This window comes from Achromobacter xylosoxidans (assembly GCF_001457475.1).
GTDB lineage: Bacteria > Pseudomonadota > Gammaproteobacteria > Burkholderiales > Burkholderiaceae_B > Achromobacter > Achromobacter xylosoxidans.
Genome location: NZ_LN831029.1, coordinates 3,842,866 through 3,858,912, shown reverse-complemented (window position 1 = coordinate 3,858,912; position 16,047 = coordinate 3,842,866). Strand labels below are relative to the sequence as shown.

Here is a 16,047-nt window from a genome sequence, read left to right as displayed (position 1 = left end):
CCTGGGATACGGGCAACCACTGGCCCCCGCCGAGAAATCGTCGGGGGCTTTTTCGTTTTCAACCCCCCCGGACCTATCCGAGAACTAGGAGCAGGAAGAGATGACCACGGACACCACGACGGGCAACCCCATCGACAACCTCGATGAAGTCTTGCGCGACCCCCTCAGTTTGACGGACGACGCGCTGGCCGCGCTGGTCGGTGGGCAGGATGCCACCACCAGCGCCGCCGACCAGTCGACCGCCGATGACGTCGCGGCCACCGCCGCCGGCGCCAAACCCCAGGGCGATACCAGCGGTGCAACGCCCGGCACCGACGAGGGCGGTAAGCAGCAGGGGGCCACGGCCGCCGCTGCCCCGCAGGAAGGCGAAGCCGTTGTGTTGGCGAGGGACGGCAAGAACGTCATCCCCTACCAGGTGCTGCAGCAGGAGCGCGAACGCGCAATCCGTGCCGAGCAGATGGTGCGGGATCTGACGACCAAGCTGGAACAGGATCAGGCTGCCGCCCAGCAGGGAAAGGCAACCAAGTCGCTCGATCTGGACCAGATCGTCGACCAGCAACTGCTGGAGCAGCTGCGCGAAGAAGCTCCCGACGTGGCGCGCCGGATGGACAACCTGATCGACCTGGCCAAGAGCCTGAGCGAACAGGTCGACGCCGGCCGGCCCGCCGCCGAGGAAGCGGAAGCCGCGCGCCGCGAACAGCAGGTGCAGGCACTGGTGACCGTCGAGGACACCATCGTGTCGATCCCCAAGCTCGCCCACCTCCGTGCCACCGCCCCGGCCGAGTTCAACGAGGTCGCCACCATCGACGCCATGCTGCGCGCCAAGCCGTCATGGCAGGACAAGCCGCTCGCCGAGCGGTTCGGTGCCGCCCTCCGTATGTACGAAGCCGAACACGGCGAGATCGAGCTACCCGACCCGGCCAGCGCCGCGGCGGGCAAGCAGCCAGCCGATCCTGCCGCGCGCGTTGCCGAGGCCGTCGCGAAAGCGAAGGCCGAAGCGTCGGGGCCTTCCACGCTTTCCGATATCCCTGGCGGCCAGCCGGCCGCCACATCCGAGGCAGACGCCATCGCGGCGCTGTCGGGCAGTGCCCTGACGGACCGCTTCATGAACATGTCGCCGGATGAAATCGAAGCGCAGCTGGCGCGCCTCTCTTCGTAAATCCCACGAACTGGAGGCTTTATGTCCCAAACTACTGTTCCCGTTGGCTCGCCGCTTGCGCGCAAGGTTTTCGGCGCGGCGCTGTTCGCCAACACCCAACGTCAGCCCTCGCTGATGAACAACCTGACCGGGGCGGCGCCGAAGCAATCGGCCGCCGAGGCGAAGCTGAAAGGCCAGACCAGCCCCGACATGCCGCTGGTGCGAGTCACCGACCTGACGAAGTCCCAGGGCGACCAGGTCAGCGTCGACCTGATCAACCAGACCGGCGGCAAGCCGATCATGGGCGACAAGCAGGCCGAGGGCAAAGGCGAGCGCCTGGACATGTCCAGCATGGACATCCGCATCGACCTGGCCACCAAGGTGGTGGACGCCGGCGGCAAGATGACCCAGCAGCGCACCGTGCACAACCTGCGCGGCCTGGCCATGGCGAACCTGCAGGGCTGGTTCCGCCGCTTCAACGACCAGTCCACCATCGTGCACCTGGCCGGCACCCGCGGCTCCCAGGTCGGCACCGATTGGGTGGTGCCCATGGCCAACGATCCGGATTTCGCCGAAATCATGATCAACCCGGTCAAGGCGCCGACCTACAACCGCCACTGGGTGGCCGATGGCACGTCGCTGGTGCAGGGCGGCCAGGCGCTGGGCGCGATCGATACCACCGACACCTTCAAGCTGGAACACCTGGACCACCTGGGCGCGATCATCGACGACATGGAGTTCAAGCTCCAGCCGATCAAGATCGCGGGCGACGCCGCCGCCGATGACGAGCCGCTGTACCTGCTGCTGGTGACCAACCGCATGTGGCAGAGCATTCTGACCAACACGGCGGCCAACAGCCTGCAGTGGCGCACGTTTCTGCAGAACGCCTGGAACCGTGCCTCGTCGTTCACCGGACCGAAGAAGCACCCGCTGTTCACGGGCGAGGCCGGCATCTGGCACAACATCCTGGTGCGCAAGATGGACCGCGCCATCCGGCTGAACCCGGGTGATTCGGTGCGCTACTGCACCCAGGCTGGCCAGGCCACGGCCGCCGAGGCGGACGTCACGATCCCGACGTTGCAACCGGGCTTCGCTGTCGACCGCGGCATGCTGCTGGGCGCCCAGGCGCTGGCGCACGTTTACGGCAAGAACCAGGGATCGGACACCTACGCCAACTGGATGGAGAACCGCTACAACTTCGAGCGCAACCTCGAAGTCGCGGGCGAAGTCATGTGCGGCAAGGCGAAGCTCCGCTTCTCGGTGCCGGACGCGCGCGGCAACAAGATCCCGACGGACCACGGCGTGATGGTGCTGGACACCGTCGTCAACCTCAACACCTGATCGGCGGCGGGCGGCCGGTTGGCCGCCTGCCCCGGTGGAACTGGAGAACTTCATGGATCGCTACTCTCCCGACTACAACGCCAAGCCCCTGCACACGCAGGCCTTCGGCAATGCCTGGGTCGAAACCTACGGCTACCGCGGCGCGGCCGGCATCGCGGACAAGGTCTACCTGGGCGTCATCCCGGCCGGCGTCGTCGTCACGGCCGTGCGCCTGGTCACCGACGCCGCTGGCGCCGGTGTCAAGGCGGACCTGGGCTTCGAGCCCTACGACGCCAGCGATGGTCCGGTCGCCGATCTGGACGCCTGGCTGGCCGGCGCCGACATCGCCGCCGCCGGCAACGTCGATTCGACCGCCCATCCCATCCTGTTCAAGCGGCCGGTCAAGCTGGTTGCCACGATCAGCGGGGCTGCCTTCACGGGCACGCCGCAGCTGACGGCCGTGGTCAACGGCCAGATGGTGGGCGTCGCCTAAGCCTTTTCGGGGCTGTCTCGCCGCATTGCGCGGCATTCGGGGCTGGGCGGGAAACCGCCTGGCCCCACCTTTTTGGAGTTCCCTATGGAACAGGACAACCTCATCCCGATCATGTACATCGGGGCGAAGGAACAGAAGAAGGACACGGTCGCCGGCACCGGCCTGGTGTGGGAGCGCGGGCAGATTCATTTCGTGCCGCCGCTGATCGCCATCAAACTGACGCCCCACAAGGACGTCTGGCGCGAGGCCTGGGAGGAAGCGGACGAGAACCCGGGCAACATTGGCCTGGTCGTGACCACGCAGCAGGCGGTCGGCGGCGGAAAATTGTCCGAGCAGAGCCAGGTGCCACCTTTCAACATGCCCAACCTGCAGGGCATGAAGAAGGAAGACCTGGCGACGTTCGCCCGTGCCCAGTTCAACCATGAACTGGACGCGGCCCTCAAGAAGGACGAGATGATCCAGCAGATCGTCAGCCTGGCCAACTCGCGCGCCGCGGGCGAACCGACGTAATGGCCGCCCTCGCAGATTTCGAGCGGTTCGTGGTGCCGCTGATCGAAGGCGCGCCCACGCCGGCGGTCGAGGATGCCATCGTCGACGCAGCGATCGAATTCTGCACTCGCACCCGCGTGCTGCGCGCGTTCCTCGATCCGGTGACGCTGGTGCCTGGCACCGCCGAGTACGAGCTGGACCCGCCCGAGGCTGATACGCAGATCGTCGATGTGGTGGCGGCTTGGCTGCCCGAGGGCCCGGTGACGTCGGCCACGCGCGCCGAACTCGAGGAGAAATTCCCCGACGGCTGGGCTTGGCGCCAGGTCGGCAGCACCGCCGACGTGCAGCACTTCTACTGCCGGCTGCCGGGCTTCGTGCAGTTGGTACCGGCGGTCACGGTCAAGGCGACGCGGGCGCTGCGGCTCGAGGTGGCCTACGCGCCCACCAGGAACGCGCGCGAGCTGCACGACGTGTTGCTGAATCGCTACGCCGAGAAGTTGGCCAACGGCGCGCTGGCGCGCCTGCACCAGCATAAGGCGGGCTACGCGGATCCCGGCCGCGCTGGAGGCTACCAGACGGAGTTCGACCGGGATTGCAACACGCTGGCCGATGATGGCGCCCGCGGCTTTGCCAAGCGGCGGATGCGCACTGGCGGGGACGAATTCAAATGAAAGTCGGCGAAGTCATCACCCGCGCGCGCACCATCCTGCAGGACGACGGCGCCGTCTACTGGGACGACACCGAGCTGCCCATGTGGTTGAGCGACGGCCGCCTGGAGGCGTACCGCCTGCGGCCGGACCTGTACGAGGTGTCCGAGGATTTCGCCTGCGCCGAAGGGGCGCGCCAGGCTCTGCCGGGCGGCGCCCGCATGCTGTTCGACGTGCCGCGCAATGTCTCGGCGCCGCGCCAGCGCGCCATCACGGTGGCCGACGCCGCGGCGCTGGGCCGCGTGCGCCCGAATTGGCGCAGCCAGTCCAAGGTCCAGGAGATCCGCCACTTCCTGTACGACGAGCGCAGCCCCGGCCAGTTCGACGTGTATCCGCCGGCTCGAGCCGGCGTAGTGATCGAGCTGTCCTACGCGAAGCCGCCGGCGGCGGTCACGAAGGACGACGGCGACAAGGAGCTTGCCGAGGAGGGCGCCTACGCGCCGGCGCTGGTGGACTACATCCTCTACCGCGCCTTCCTCAAAGAGGCCGACACGGTGCCTGCGTTCCACCAACGCGCCGCCCAGCACCTGGCGGCATGCCAGTCCACCCTGACCAGCGACGTCACCGCCAAGGCGATGACCAGCCCCAACGAGCAGAAATAACGCATGGCAACCGACAAAATCCGCCTGGTGCAGGGAGACACCGCGCCCCAGCTGCAGCTGTCGCTAACGGACCAGCGCACGCGGCGCCCGCTGGATCTGTCCGCGCCCGGCACTACCGCCCGGCTGCTGTTCCGCGAGGTGGGGGCCGACGCCGTCAAGGCCACGATGCCGTGCTTTGCGATCGCGGGCTACGTTGACCCCGAGACGGGCGACGTCGATTACCGCCCGCCCTATGACGTGGCCGGCCGTGGTGGCCGCCTGGCCATGGATTGGTCGGCCGACGCCCTGGATACGGCGGGCGAATTCGAAGGCGAGGTCGAGGTGACCTTTCCCGATGGCCGCATCCAGACGGCGTTCGCCATCCTGAAATTCCAGGTGCGGGAGCAGTTCTAGCATGACCGGCCCCGTTCACCTGGAGCATGAAATTGTCGCCGCCACGGTCGACGCCTCGGGCACCCTGGTGGCGCGCGTGGATGCGGTGGCGGACCCCCTGGGCCTGAATCCCATCCTGGCGGACCTCGGCCTGGCCGTGGACTACTTCCGCCTGGTGCGGATCCTAAACCGCCATGACCTGGCGGCGGCCGTCGACTGGCGCGCCGTCGCCGTGGTGGGCCAACGCCGCGATGGCGCGACCGCCACTGACGTGGTCGGCGCTGGCGTTGCCTTCGGCCGGGCCGACGTTGCTGGCGCGCTGGACCGGTTTGCCCTTGCGTTCGTGCGGCTGTCGGCCGGCACGGCAGTGGATTGGGCCCGGCAGACGGTGCGCTCCATTCGATTCGACGCCGCGATGACGGTCGACGTCCTGGCGCTGGCGGTGGCCCGCGAGCGCCGGGATGCAGCCGCGTCGCATGACTCCGGCCGTGTGGTGCTGGAGAACTACGCCCTGGACTATGCCGACGACTACGTCGGCGACGCCACTTCCTTCTGAAAGGACTTTCCCATGAGCAACATGCTGAACAGCTCCGGCGCCCTGAACCGGGGTGATCTGGAAATCATCGTCCGCCGCGGGCGCACTGGACAAACCGAGCGCTTCGTCATCAAGAACTTGTTCACCGACGACGGCCTGGCTTATCTGGCCGCCCGCGCCGCTGGCGAGGCGGTGGGGGTGATTTCCCATATGGCGCTGGGCACCGGCACGACGCCGGCGGCGGGTGCCGACAAGACCCTGGAGGTGGAAATCGCAGGCAGCCGTGTGCCGGTCACCATCTCCGGCACCGGCGCGCAGCGCCTCTATACCGCGACTTTCGGCGAAGGCGTGGGGTCGGGCCCCGTCACCGAGGCCGGTCTTTTCAATGCGGCCGCTGCCGGCACGATGACGAATCGCTCTGTGTTCGGCGTCAAGAACAAGGAGCCCGAGGACGTGTTCACCATCAACTGGACGCTGGCCCAGCAGCGCGGGTAAGCCATGACCCGATTGCTCACCCTGCGCCGCAACCTGGCGCGCCTGCTGACCCGTGACGAGGTCGACGACAATTTCGTCAACGTCGCTTCGGACTTCTCCGGCGCCGTGGACCCCGCGACGTTGACGGGTGCCTACGTCGCACCGTATATGCGCTGGGCGGACATCGGATCCGGGTGGCTCAAGCGCCGCAATGCGGCCAACAATGCCTGGGAGCCGGAGCAGCGCTTGCTTCGCCGCACGGTGCAACCGTTCAACACGAGCGAGCTGCCCACGGCTGACGGCGGGCCCATCTATGTCAACGGGCAAGGCATGGCCGAGTTCGACACAGCGGCGGGCATGTATCGCGTGAAGTCGCCTGTTCCTGTGGGGGCAGTGGCCTGGTGGCCGCTGCGTTCGTCCATCCCGGCAGGCCGGATCCCCGCCGATGGCCAGACCATTTCGCGCGCCACCTTTCCTGACCTTGCCGCCATGGTGGTGGCCGGCACGGTGCCGGTGGCTACGGAATCCGATTGGTTGGCAGACCCGCGCAATCGCGGCTGTTATACCACCGGTGACGGTTCGACCACCATCCGGGTGCCCGACCTGAACGGCCACTCCGTCGGCTCCCTCGGGCGCGTGTTCCTCTCGGGTGACGGCACGGACGCAGCCCCAGTGGGTGTGATTCAGCCGGACCAGTTCCAGAATCACAGTCACCTCATCAACATCAAGACCTCACAGAGTGGTTCCCCTACGGCATACGGCACTGTACCGTATGGGCAGGGGACCAACAGCCAGTACAGCACGGTCGATGCCCCGGTCCAGAACGGACCCAGTGGGGTGCCGCGTGTGGGCACCAAGACGCACCCGCAGAACGTCGCCGGTGCATGGACTATCCAGGCCTTCGGCGCCGTCACCAATCCTGGCGCGGCCGACGCTGCGCAGCTGGCGACCGACTATGCGACGCTCAATGCGGCATTTCAAACTATGCGCGGCCAAGTTTTTGGCGTCAATCAGACATGGCAGAACGTCGCGGCTTCGCGGTCTTTGGGTGTGATCTACACGAACACGACGGGGCGGCCAATCCTCGTCCAGGTCTATACCACTTCGACCGCCGCAGCGGGCTACTTGTTCTTTGCCATAGACGAAGTCCCGGCCGGCTTGATCTATTACCCGAATAGCTCGGCGAATTTGCCCGGCTGCATCCTGGTTCCAGCAGGTTCGACATATCGGGCAAGCACCACTAATGCGAGCCTGAGCGGCTGGCGGGAGTATCGATAATGCACACCTTCAAAGACACTGAAACGGGCCGCTTCTTTCAGTTCGACGACGACGTGATCGCAGATAACTCGGCCGGTCACTATGTATTCCGTTCGCCGTTCGGACCAGTCGATGCGCCGCTTACCTTGGTGCCCGCATCGTTGGAGGAAATGCCCGAGCCGCCGGCAGGACCTCCGGCCTCGGTTTCGCGCTATCAGGGCCGCGAGGCGATGCGCCTTACTCGCTTTCCTGCGGAGGGGCGCCCTGAGCGAACCCTATTCGAAGCCTTCGAGGAGTTACTGAACGATCCGACGACGCCGGCGTACTACCGGCGTGCCTGGGATGAACTGCAGGTATTCGAGCATGGCAGCGCCATGCTCAACGCTGCGGCTGACGTCCTCGGCCTTACTCAAGCGAAGCGGGATGACCTGTTCCGTCTCGCCGCGGCCATCAAGGCCTAGCTGGTAGACCTCACACAGGAGAAATGATGGCTGAACCTACCAGCGCGATCAGCGCAGCATTGCCCACGGCCTCGGCGCTGCTTTTCGGCGCAATGCTGCCCGGGGTGGATGGCGGCGCGCTGATCGGCGCGTTCGCCGGCGCCGCCTTGTTCATCGTGCACAGCAACGAGCTGGGTGTCGCCAAGCGCCTGGTCTACGGCCTGGTGTCTTGGCTGATCGGATACTTCGCGGCGCCTGAGCTGGGCCGCCTGATCGGCATTCAGGAAACCGTGGTGACCGGCTTCGGTGCGGCCGCGGTGGCCGTGACCGTCGCCATCACGGCGATCAAGAAGATCGAGGCGGCCGATTTCACCTTCTGGAAGCGGGGAGGCTGACATGCACCCTTGGGACTTCGGCAGTACCGTCACGGGCCACCATCTGGTGGCCCTTCTTTTTGTCGTCGCCAATTTCGCCACCGCCCTGCGCCTGGCCTGCTACCAGCGCCGCGGCGCGCGGTATCGCGTGGGCATGTCAGTGGTGGCCTATCTCATGGTGGTGCTGACTGGCGGCCAGGCGCTCGATGTGCTGGCGCGGCAGGGCGCGGTCAGCCCGTGGCAGCTGGGCCTGACGCTGCTGCTGGCCTTCCTGGTGTTCCGGGCCCGCGGCAACGTCGCCAACATCGCCAAGCCGGCGCGGGCGAGGTAGCGATGCGGGAAGCGGAAAAGGCGTTCACCGGCATGCTGCCCAAGGTTGAGCCGCACCTGTTGCCGGCCGGCGCCAGCCAGGACGTGCTGAACGCCAGTCTGCAGCGCGGCTCGCTGGTGCCGTACCGGGCGCCGGCCAAAGTCGCCGACCTGGCCAAGGTCGGCACCAAGCTGGCGATCTACCGTTTCGGCCGCTCGATCGATGACGACTCGCGCTACTGGTTCCACTGGCTGAACGATACCGATGTGGCGCGCGGCGCCATTCCGGACGACGCGCAGGAGCGGACCTACTTCACCGAGGCAGGCCAGCCGCCGCGGGTGACGGATTCGACCATGGCTACAACCGACGGCCAGATGCCGTCCGCGTGGTATCGGCTGGGCATCCCGGCGCCGACGTCGCGGGCCACGGTGACGGTCGCCCTGCAGCCCGATCCGCCCTCGGGCCTGGAGCGCCAGTCGTGCCTGCTGGCGTACACCTTCGTGTCGGCCTGGGGCGAGGAGGGGCCGCCCAACGAGGTGAGCGACCCGTTCAATGCTGCCACCAATGACACCCTGAACGTGATCAACATGGAGGGGCCGCCGGCCGGCGAATACAACATCACGCTGAAGCGGCTTTACATCTCCACCACCGACGGCACCGGCACGGCCGTGCTGCGATTCTGGAAAGAAGTGCCGGCCGGCGCCGTGACCTTTTCCGACAAGGTCGACTTCACCGAGCTGGGCGAGGCGCTGCCCGAGCGCGCACTGGTGCCGCCGCCGGCGGACCTGTTCGGCCTGATGGCGCACCCCGGCGGGTTCATGATCGGGTTTTCGGGCAAGCGGGTGTACCGGTCGGAGGTGTTCAAGCCCTTCGGCTGGCCGTACTACTCGCCGGTCGCGGACGAGATCGTGGGCGGTGCCATCATGGGCCAGGCCACGGTCGTGTGCACCAAGGGCGACACCTATCTGGCGACCCAGGCGGATCCGGTCACCCTGACGCCGCTGCGCCTGGATGGGAACCAGCCGTGCGTCGCCAAGCGCACTATCCGGGCGTTCAAGGGCGGCGTGGTCTACGCCTCTCCCGATGGCCTCGTCATGGTCGACCAGGCGGGCGGCGTGGGCGTGGTGACTGAGGAGCTGCTGACCCGGGCGCAGTGGCAGGCCTACCGGCCGGCCTCGATGCATGCCAGCGTGCACGACAACCGCTACTTCTGCTGGTTCGACACTGGCGCCGAGCGCGGCGGCCTGATTTTCGATCTGACGCGCGGCGCCATGTCGCTGACCCGTACCGATGTGTATGCGACGGCCTCGTTCTCGGACGGCCGGCGCGATGAGCTGTTCCTGGCGCTGCCTGATGGCAACGTGCACAAATGGGACGGTGGCTCGGTGCCGCTGGCCATACGCCGGGTGAGCAAACGGTTCATCCTCGAGCGCGCCCAGAACATCGGCGCCGCCCAGGTGGTGGCCGGCGCCTACCCGGTGACTTTCCGGCTACGGGCCACGATCGAGACGTCCGGCGGGCCGCTGGACGTGGAGCTGCAGCACCAAGTGACCAACGGCCGCCCGTTCCGGCTGCGCGGTAACTATCGCGCCCGCAGCTACGAGTTCACCGTCGAGGGCACCGCGGCTATTTCCGAGGTGACCGTGGCGTCGGTCCTGGGCAACGTCACGGCGGTCTGACGATGGCGACCTCTGCACGATCCGGCCTGCGCTACGCAGACCTGCCGGCGATCGAGTCCGCCCGGCTGCCCGATAACCCGGCCGCGACGCGCGCGCTCGAGCAAATGCGGCTGACCCTGGCGACGCGCTTCGGGAAGGGCGGGCAGGCGGTCGACAAGGCGGTGACCTGGGGCGACCTGGTCGAGAATGGCATCGTCACGATGCGCGGCGCCGATGGCAAGCCCATCCTCATCAAGAATCCGGGGGGCACGTTCCAGCCCAGCACGCCGCCGTTGGTCGATGGCATCCCGCCGGCGCCGACTGGCTTCAAGGCAACGCCCGGCCTGGGCACCGTGGTGTTGGAATGGGACAAGCCGAACTTCGCCTACTTCGGCTATGCGGAGGTTTTCCGCGGCACGACCGACAACCAGGCGCAGGCGCAGAGCGTCGGCCAGTCCACCGGCTGGGTGTATGCGGATCCGGTAGGCGGCGCCACCGCTACCACCTATTTCTACTGGGTGCGGTTCGTGTCCGTCGGCGGCAAGGTGGGGCCGTTCAATGCCGTGGGCGGCACGACCGGCGCCGTCTCGCTGGACCCTGCCTACCTGATCGACGTCCTGTCGGCCGCCGGCGACCCCAAGGCGCTGCTGTACGAGATCCCCGAGCCGACGGAAATCAACGGCGTGCCGGTGCCTGCCGGCATCTACATCCGCGACCTGTACGTCGCCAACGGTTCCATCTCCAACGCCAAGCTGGGCAACGCTTCGATCACCGACGCCAAGATCGCCAACCTGTCGGCGGCCAAGGTCACGTTCGGGGAGATGAGCGGCGATCGCATCGCGGTGAACAGCCTGAATGCGGACCGGCTGACGGTGGCGTCGCTGTCCGCGCGCCTGGCCGTCATCACGACCGCCTACGTCAAGACGGCCAACATCGAGGACGCGGCGATCACCAACGCGAAGATCGCCAACCTGAGCGCCGACAAGATCACAGCCGGCGTGCTGAACGCGGCGCGCATCGCCGCGGGCTCTATCACGGCGGACAAGCTCAATGTGGCGAGCCTGTCGGCAATCACTGCCACCATCGGCCTGCTGCGCACGGCGGTGAGCGGCGCGCGCCTGGAGATCCGCGACAACCTGCTGCTGGTGTTCGACGCCAACAACGTGCTGCGCGTGCGTCTGGGGATCTGGTAATGCCGGCCGGCATCGAGACCTACGCGCCCAACGGGGCCGTCCTGACGTCCTACCTGAGCAAGATCAGTCGGCAATACGGAAAGGTCGCCACCGGCACGTCGGACGGGGCGCACGCCGATGCCCGGTTGGCAGAGGGCGGTGAACCGTGGTTTGCGACCCTGCCGCAGGGCAGCCCGGCGAGTGTCAATGCGCCGTTCGTCTGGCGCGACGGCATCACCCTTCGGTGGAAATTCCTGGAGGACATGCCGGGCGACAGGGCGACCGCCACCATCATCTACGGGGTGCGGTGAATGGCTGCCGGTTTTCAGCTGCTCTCCGGCGCCAGCGAGCTGATCGTGGACAGCTCGTCCATCAACATGTTTCTGCGCCACGCCGGCGTAGCTAGCAATTCGGCAGCGGTGGCGGCCCTAGACCCCGTCTTGTTCTTCCGGCCGGTGGGCGAGGCCTGCTATCTGTCGTGGGCCAATCTCTCGGGCGGCACGCTGGAGTTCGCGTTCAACAAGCCGGCCGAGTATTACGTGTTCGACAGGCCAGTAACCCCGAGTTACCTGGATGCATTCAACGAGTCGGGTTCGCAGATTTTCACCGCGGCGCAGCGTCCGCTGAACGTCATCGGCAGCGTGAACATTCCCGACTACTACAGCGCTTACCGGCTGGCATATCGGGACGGCTGGACCTATAGCGGGCTGGTGTCGGGCAAGTATGCCTACAACCAGGCCTTTGTCCGGCAGGGCTACAACTCGCTGCCCGGCGTGTCGGGCTGGGAAACCTACCTCATGGCCGAAGCGCTGCAGGCGACCGCGAACGGCTTCTGGGCGGGCTTCCCGCAGTTCGGTGTGCGCTTCTTTGGTTGGAGCCCAACCCGCACCAATACCTTTATCTCGTATGCACCCAGCCCGCAGGTGTCGATCATCGACGTGGCCGGGATTCTCTAACCAACCGCTGGCAAGGACGACATGCAAAAGGAAATCGAAAACGCCATCTTCTCCAACGTGGGGAACCGCATCACCCAGGAGCTGGCCATGGGCCTGGTGATGAGCCTGCTGCAGGTCGCGCAGCAGGCGGTCGAGACCGCCCGCAGCGAGGCGTTGTCGGCTGCCGCTTCCATGGTGCCGCCGGCCGCGGCAGCGCAAGGGGCCGACGAGGCCGGCGCCATCGATCCGGCCTATGCCCGCAAGGCCGAGGTGCCCTCCACTAGCAGACGGGCGATCAAGCCCACCAAGACCACGAAGGCGCGCCGATGAGCGCGCCTTTTTTTGACCAGGCGATGGCGCTGCGCTGGATGCGCGGCAACGCCAGCGCGGTCGATTTCCTGCGCACGGCGTTCGACGTGGCGCACTTCTGGGATGACCTGGTCGACCGCGACAGGATTCTCAGCGACGCCGATATCAACCGCGCCATGTTCCAGGCGCTGGTGGTGCTGCCGCGCAACGCGTTCTACCAGGCCAATTTCGCCAGCCTCAACGCGGTACTGGCGAACGCCTCGACCAACTGGACGATCGCCACGGATCTGGAGCGCGCGGGCGGCGTGGCGGGCAAGCGGACGGCCTATGTCCTGCGCGCCTCCTATGTCGACCTGGTGACCCATTGCGCGCTGCTGCTGGGCGGCATGGACTGGGCGCGCGCGGTGGGGGTGGAGCTGCGCCAGCTGGCTGAACCGTACCCCGAGTACTTGACCAACCTGGAGGCCGAGAAGGCCGCACGAGGTGACTGAAATGGGCTGCATGTCCACGGAAGTGAAACAGGATCCGGCCGTCGGCCGGGCCCAGGAAGCCAATGCCCAGATCGGCATGCGCGCCCAGGATCTTGCCGAGCGCAATTTCGAATGGAATCAGCAGCTGACCGAGCAGTTTGCGCCGATCTACCAGGGGCTGCTGAACAACGCGCTGGGCGAGGCCACCAAGAACGCGCAGCGCGGCGACGATCAATGGAATCAGTACAAGTCCGTATTCCAGCCGATCGAGAACAAGATGGCCGAGGAGGCCATGAATTACGACAGCCCGGAGGAGATCGCGCGGCGCGAAGGCCTGGCCGCGGCGACCGTGGGCCGGCAGTTCGACAACACGCAGGCGCAGACCTCGCGCGAGATGGCTCGCATGGGCGTTTCGCCCACCAGCAGCCTGGGCAGCACTGCCATGACGGATCAGGCCAATGCGCGGGCGCTGGCCACCGCCGGCGCGGTCAACAAGGAGCGCAACGACACCAAGCTGCTGGGCATGAGCCTGCGCGAGAACGCGGCGAAGTTCGGCCGGAACCAGACCGGCACCGGCATTGCGGCGTCGCAGGCGGCCCTGCAGGCGGGGAACTCCGCCACTGGCGTGATGGGGGCGCAGTCGGCCCAGGGCAATGCCGCGGGGACGGGGCAGGGACTGCTGGGGACTGCAAGCGGTGCATTCAATTCCATGGGGCAAATGGGGCTCAACCAGATGCAGATGCAGCAGAACGCGAACTCTGCCAGTCAGGCTGGCCTCGGTTCGCTGTTGGGCACGGGGCTGATGGCTGGCGCCATGGCGTTCTCGTCGAAGGAATTGAAAGAGGACGGGGAACCGCTGGACGACGACGAGGCACTGGCCGGCCTTACGAAAGTACCGGTAGAGCGGTGGAAATATCGCGCCGGCGTGGCGGATGGTGGGGAGCACGTCGGTCCCTACGCCGAGGACATGCACGCGCAATTTGGTGACGAGGTCGCCCCGGGCGGGGTCGGCCTGGACATGATCAGTGTGAGCGGGCAGCACCACGCCGCGATTCGGGCGTTGGCGAAAAAGGTGGATCGACTGGAACGGCGACGTGCCAAGCCCGGCCTGGCGCCCGTTGCGGCGCCCGCGGAAGAAGGGGGCGGTGCATTGCCGCCGGCGTTGTCGGGCGACTTGTCGGCCGGCCTGATTGGACTGGAGAGGATCTGATGGCGATGAATGGAAGCTTTGCGGGTGGCCTGGCCGATGGCCTGCGCAATGGGATGGCAATCGCCCAGGCTTATGACGTGTCCAAGGATCGGGCGCGCGAACGTGAGGAGGCCGACCGGCAGAAGCGTGTGAACCGGGAGATTGCCGCGGCGATGGGAGGAACCCGCGACCAACTGCAGGCACCTGCGGGGCTGGAGCCGGTGCAGGGACCGCAGGCGGTGGCTGCTGGGGACGCGATGGGAGGCGGGCCAGGCCTGCAGCCTGTCGCTACCAGCGCTCCGGTAGCGCCGGCCATGGCAACCGCCCAGTCGTTGGGGCTGGCCGATGTATCGACGGGCGGGGCGGGCTTGGGCGCTACCCAGGCCGGGCTGCCGAGTGCCGGGCAATCGGCCGCAATGGCGCAAAAAAAAAGTCCTTCGCCCGTTGATTACCTCGGGGCGGGTGATTTCGGAGAGGTCGCGGACGGACTGACGCGGGCATATCGGAAAGCCCTGGAGCTGGGAGAGCCAGGCCGAGCCATGGAACTGCTGGCAGATCGCGAGAAATATGTCGGCCAGCACCGAGAACAGGCCTTTGCTGCGGCGCAGGGACGCTACCAGCTGACCGGCGATCCGAACGCCTATGTCCCCTTCGTGAACCGCTTCATGCCGGGAGGCATCGAGGTGAAGGCGATCAATCGCCGTAGTGAACAGGCCGGAGGCGCGCCGGTGTACGACTTTGTCGGCGTGGACACCGTGACCGGCAAGCCGGTGCAGCAGCCTATCACCGAGAACATGTTGCAGACCTTCGTGCGCAGCATCAGCGACCCGAAGGCGCAGCAAGCGATGGTGGCGCAGCAGGCGAAGCTGCTTTTCGATGCCGAGCAGAAGCGCCGCGAGCAGGTGCTGGCCAGTCAGCTGCGCAAGGATGAGGAGGCGGCCAAGCCTCGCATTCTGGGGAAAGACCAGACGCTGTACACGCCCGACGGCCAGGGCGGCCTGCGTGTCGGCGCCCAGGGCAGCGAGGCCGGCAAGCCGAGGATGACGACCTCCGACAAGGATTTCGCCAACCACGTCATGCGCATTTTCAAGGTGGACAGCTTGGACGGGCTGGGCGATGACCAGCGCAAGTTGGTGAGCGGCATCATCGCCACCGGCGAGAACATCAACCGCCTGAATGCCGGCACGCCAGCCGGCGAGGTACTGACGGCGGGGAACCTGGCGGCGCTGGCCCAGCGGGTGCAGGACGGCACCGCCGAAATCACGCCTATCCGGCTGGGCGATCGACAGTTCGGCTTTGGTGTTGAGCACGAGGGCCAGCTGGTGCGCCTACCGGTGTCCGTCGTGCCCAAGGCGGTGCAGGAGCAAATCCGGGCGCGCCTGGTGGCAGCGCCTGCTCAGGGTGAAGGCCAGGCGGCGCCGGCCGCGGCCGCTCCGGCCGATGCATCTCGGCCAGCACAGCCGGTGCCGAGTGTGGCCAAGCCAGCGCCGGCCGGCCGCGCCGCGCCTGCTGCCGCCAACCCCCGAGCAGCTGCGGCCGACAGCGCAGAGGGGGCCCAGCTTGATACCGCCCGCGCCGAGCTGCGCCAGGCACAAGCCCTCGTGCGCCAATTGCGCTCCAGCCCGCCCGGATTGAAAGCCGGCCAGGAGGCGCGTGCGAGGCACGCCGCGCAGCTGCAGCAGGCCGAGCGCGATGTAGAGCTGGCCCGCGTGGCCGAACAGGCTGCGGCCGAGCGCTGGGCCCGCGCCACCGAAGGATCCGAATTCACGCGCGCCGCCATGGGCCGCACCACCGCAGAATAGA

The 16,047-nt window shown here is 67.1% G+C and carries 21 protein-coding genes; all 21 read left to right on the top strand.

All coding sequences use genetic code 11. From position 1 onward, the window contains the following. Positions 1 to 100 precede the first annotated feature (100 nt). The 21 genes from AT699_RS17320 to AT699_RS17220 all read left to right on the top strand — a co-directional run bounded on the left by AT699_RS17320 (position 101) and on the right by AT699_RS17220 (position 16,046). Positions 101 to 1,159 (top strand): hypothetical protein, encoded by a 1,059-nt coding sequence (locus AT699_RS17320; protein ID WP_024069274.1) that lies wholly within the window; start codon positions 101 to 103, stop codon positions 1,157 to 1,159. A 21-nt stretch (positions 1,160 to 1,180) separates the two neighbouring features. After that, positions 1,181 to 2,479, top strand: a complete 1,299-nt coding sequence (locus tag AT699_RS17315; RefSeq protein ID WP_024069273.1) for a phage capsid family protein — start codon at positions 1,181 to 1,183, stop codon at positions 2,477 to 2,479. A 52-nt stretch (positions 2,480 to 2,531) separates the two neighbouring features. After that, a complete protein-coding gene (locus AT699_RS17310) occupies positions 2,532 to 2,951 on the top strand; it encodes a hypothetical protein (RefSeq protein ID WP_058207370.1) in 420 nt (139 codons plus the stop codon). 84 nt (positions 2,952 to 3,035) lie between these two features. Beyond that, positions 3,036 to 3,461, top strand: a complete 426-nt coding sequence (locus AT699_RS17305; protein WP_024069271.1) for a hypothetical protein — start codon at positions 3,036 to 3,038, stop codon at positions 3,459 to 3,461. Further along, on the top strand, positions 3,461 to 4,111 hold the full coding sequence (locus tag AT699_RS17300) for a hypothetical protein (RefSeq protein WP_024069270.1): 651 nt from the start codon (positions 3,461 to 3,463) through the stop codon (positions 4,109 to 4,111). The genes AT699_RS17305 and AT699_RS17300 overlap by 1 nt, the downstream gene beginning before the upstream one ends. Next, on the top strand, positions 4,108 to 4,749 hold the full coding sequence (locus AT699_RS17295; protein WP_024069269.1) for a phage adaptor protein: 642 nt from the start codon (positions 4,108 to 4,110) through the stop codon (positions 4,747 to 4,749). Before AT699_RS17300 ends, AT699_RS17295 begins: the two co-directional genes overlap by 4 nt. 3 nt (positions 4,750 to 4,752) lie before the next feature. Next, positions 4,753 to 5,142, top strand: coding sequence for a hypothetical protein (locus AT699_RS17290; RefSeq protein ID WP_024069268.1), 390 nt, complete (start codon positions 4,753 to 4,755; stop codon positions 5,140 to 5,142). A gap of 1 nt (position 5,143) precedes the next feature. Further along, complete coding sequence (locus tag AT699_RS17285) at positions 5,144 to 5,677, top strand: hypothetical protein (protein ID WP_024069267.1); 534 nt, start codon at positions 5,144 to 5,146, stop codon at positions 5,675 to 5,677. A 12-nt stretch (positions 5,678 to 5,689) separates the two neighbouring features. Beyond that, the gene (locus AT699_RS17280) at positions 5,690 to 6,151 is read left to right on the top strand and encodes a hypothetical protein (protein WP_024069266.1); all 462 of its coding nucleotides are present in this window, start codon (positions 5,690 to 5,692) and stop codon (positions 6,149 to 6,151) included. A 3-nt stretch (positions 6,152 to 6,154) separates the two neighbouring features. Beyond that, positions 6,155 to 7,408, top strand: coding sequence for a phage tail protein (locus tag AT699_RS17275; RefSeq protein ID WP_058207369.1), 1,254 nt, complete (start codon positions 6,155 to 6,157; stop codon positions 7,406 to 7,408). Beyond that, positions 7,408 to 7,848 (top strand): hypothetical protein, encoded by a 441-nt coding sequence (locus AT699_RS17270; RefSeq protein WP_058207368.1) that lies wholly within the window; start codon positions 7,408 to 7,410, stop codon positions 7,846 to 7,848. Before AT699_RS17275 ends, AT699_RS17270 begins: the two co-directional genes overlap by 1 nt. 26 nt (positions 7,849 to 7,874) lie before the next feature. Continuing rightward, positions 7,875 to 8,222 (top strand): putative holin, encoded by a 348-nt coding sequence (locus AT699_RS17265; protein WP_024069265.1) that lies wholly within the window; start codon positions 7,875 to 7,877, stop codon positions 8,220 to 8,222. Position 8,223: 1 nt separating this feature from the next. Next, positions 8,224 to 8,532 carry a phage holin family protein gene (locus AT699_RS17260; RefSeq protein WP_049052356.1) on the top strand — a complete coding sequence of 103 codons (309 nt, stop codon included), beginning with the start codon at positions 8,224 to 8,226 and terminating at the stop codon, positions 8,530 to 8,532. A 32-nt stretch (positions 8,533 to 8,564) separates the two neighbouring features. Beyond that, positions 8,565 to 10,190 carry a hypothetical protein gene (locus AT699_RS17255; protein WP_197945446.1) on the top strand — a complete coding sequence of 542 codons (1,626 nt, stop codon included), beginning with the start codon at positions 8,565 to 8,567 and terminating at the stop codon, positions 10,188 to 10,190. Positions 10,191 to 10,192: 2 nt separating this feature from the next. Next, a complete protein-coding gene (locus AT699_RS17250; RefSeq protein WP_024069262.1) occupies positions 10,193 to 11,362 on the top strand; it encodes a phage tail protein in 1,170 nt (389 codons plus the stop codon). Further along, positions 11,362 to 11,652: a hypothetical protein gene (locus AT699_RS17245; protein ID WP_024069261.1), complete on the top strand. Its 291-nt coding sequence runs from the start codon at positions 11,362 to 11,364 to the stop codon at positions 11,650 to 11,652. The genes AT699_RS17250 and AT699_RS17245 overlap by 1 nt, the downstream gene beginning before the upstream one ends. Next, entirely contained in the window at positions 11,653 to 12,297 is a 645-nt protein-coding gene (locus tag AT699_RS17240; RefSeq protein ID WP_058207367.1) for a hypothetical protein, read from the top strand. A 21-nt stretch (positions 12,298 to 12,318) separates the two neighbouring features. Further along, positions 12,319 to 12,606, top strand: coding sequence for a hypothetical protein (locus tag AT699_RS17235; protein WP_024069259.1), 288 nt, complete (start codon positions 12,319 to 12,321; stop codon positions 12,604 to 12,606). Continuing rightward, positions 12,603 to 13,076: a helix-turn-helix domain-containing protein gene (locus AT699_RS17230; RefSeq protein ID WP_024069258.1), complete on the top strand. Its 474-nt coding sequence runs from the start codon at positions 12,603 to 12,605 to the stop codon at positions 13,074 to 13,076. The genes AT699_RS17235 and AT699_RS17230 overlap by 4 nt, the downstream gene beginning before the upstream one ends. Positions 13,077 to 13,086: 10 nt before the next feature. Continuing rightward, complete coding sequence (locus tag AT699_RS17225) at positions 13,087 to 14,265, top strand: tail fiber domain-containing protein (RefSeq protein WP_024069257.1); 1,179 nt, start codon at positions 13,087 to 13,089, stop codon at positions 14,263 to 14,265. Then, positions 14,265 to 16,046 carry a hypothetical protein gene (locus AT699_RS17220; RefSeq protein ID WP_024069256.1) on the top strand — a complete coding sequence of 594 codons (1,782 nt, stop codon included), beginning with the start codon at positions 14,265 to 14,267 and terminating at the stop codon, positions 16,044 to 16,046. The genes AT699_RS17225 and AT699_RS17220 overlap by 1 nt, the downstream gene beginning before the upstream one ends. Position 16,047: the final 1 nt, after the last annotated feature.

Coding starts and splice junctions, on each gene's coding strand:
- AT699_RS17320 (WP_024069274.1), top strand. CDS start 101: ATGACCACGGACACCACGACGGGCAACCCCATCGACAACCTCGATGAA.
- AT699_RS17315 (WP_024069273.1), top strand. CDS start 1,181: ATGTCCCAAACTACTGTTCCCGTTGGCTCGCCGCTTGCGCGCAAGGTT.
- AT699_RS17310 (WP_058207370.1), top strand. CDS start 2,532: ATGGATCGCTACTCTCCCGACTACAACGCCAAGCCCCTGCACACGCAG.
- AT699_RS17305 (WP_024069271.1), top strand. CDS start 3,036: ATGGAACAGGACAACCTCATCCCGATCATGTACATCGGGGCGAAGGAA.
- AT699_RS17300 (WP_024069270.1), top strand. CDS start 3,461: ATGGCCGCCCTCGCAGATTTCGAGCGGTTCGTGGTGCCGCTGATCGAA.
- AT699_RS17295 (WP_024069269.1), top strand. CDS start 4,108: ATGAAAGTCGGCGAAGTCATCACCCGCGCGCGCACCATCCTGCAGGAC.
- AT699_RS17290 (WP_024069268.1), top strand. CDS start 4,753: ATGGCAACCGACAAAATCCGCCTGGTGCAGGGAGACACCGCGCCCCAG.
- AT699_RS17285 (WP_024069267.1), top strand. CDS start 5,144: ATGACCGGCCCCGTTCACCTGGAGCATGAAATTGTCGCCGCCACGGTC.
- AT699_RS17280 (WP_024069266.1), top strand. CDS start 5,690: ATGAGCAACATGCTGAACAGCTCCGGCGCCCTGAACCGGGGTGATCTG.
- AT699_RS17275 (WP_058207369.1), top strand. CDS start 6,155: ATGACCCGATTGCTCACCCTGCGCCGCAACCTGGCGCGCCTGCTGACC.
- AT699_RS17270 (WP_058207368.1), top strand. CDS start 7,408: ATGCACACCTTCAAAGACACTGAAACGGGCCGCTTCTTTCAGTTCGAC.
- AT699_RS17265 (WP_024069265.1), top strand. CDS start 7,875: ATGGCTGAACCTACCAGCGCGATCAGCGCAGCATTGCCCACGGCCTCG.
- AT699_RS17260 (WP_049052356.1), top strand. CDS start 8,224: ATGCACCCTTGGGACTTCGGCAGTACCGTCACGGGCCACCATCTGGTG.
- AT699_RS17255 (WP_197945446.1), top strand. CDS start 8,565: ATGCTGCCCAAGGTTGAGCCGCACCTGTTGCCGGCCGGCGCCAGCCAG.
- AT699_RS17250 (WP_024069262.1), top strand. CDS start 10,193: ATGGCGACCTCTGCACGATCCGGCCTGCGCTACGCAGACCTGCCGGCG.
- AT699_RS17245 (WP_024069261.1), top strand. CDS start 11,362: ATGCCGGCCGGCATCGAGACCTACGCGCCCAACGGGGCCGTCCTGACG.
- AT699_RS17240 (WP_058207367.1), top strand. CDS start 11,653: ATGGCTGCCGGTTTTCAGCTGCTCTCCGGCGCCAGCGAGCTGATCGTG.
- AT699_RS17235 (WP_024069259.1), top strand. CDS start 12,319: ATGCAAAAGGAAATCGAAAACGCCATCTTCTCCAACGTGGGGAACCGC.
- AT699_RS17230 (WP_024069258.1), top strand. CDS start 12,603: ATGAGCGCGCCTTTTTTTGACCAGGCGATGGCGCTGCGCTGGATGCGC.
- AT699_RS17225 (WP_024069257.1), top strand. CDS start 13,087: ATGTCCACGGAAGTGAAACAGGATCCGGCCGTCGGCCGGGCCCAGGAA.
- AT699_RS17220 (WP_024069256.1), top strand. CDS start 14,265: ATGGCGATGAATGGAAGCTTTGCGGGTGGCCTGGCCGATGGCCTGCGC.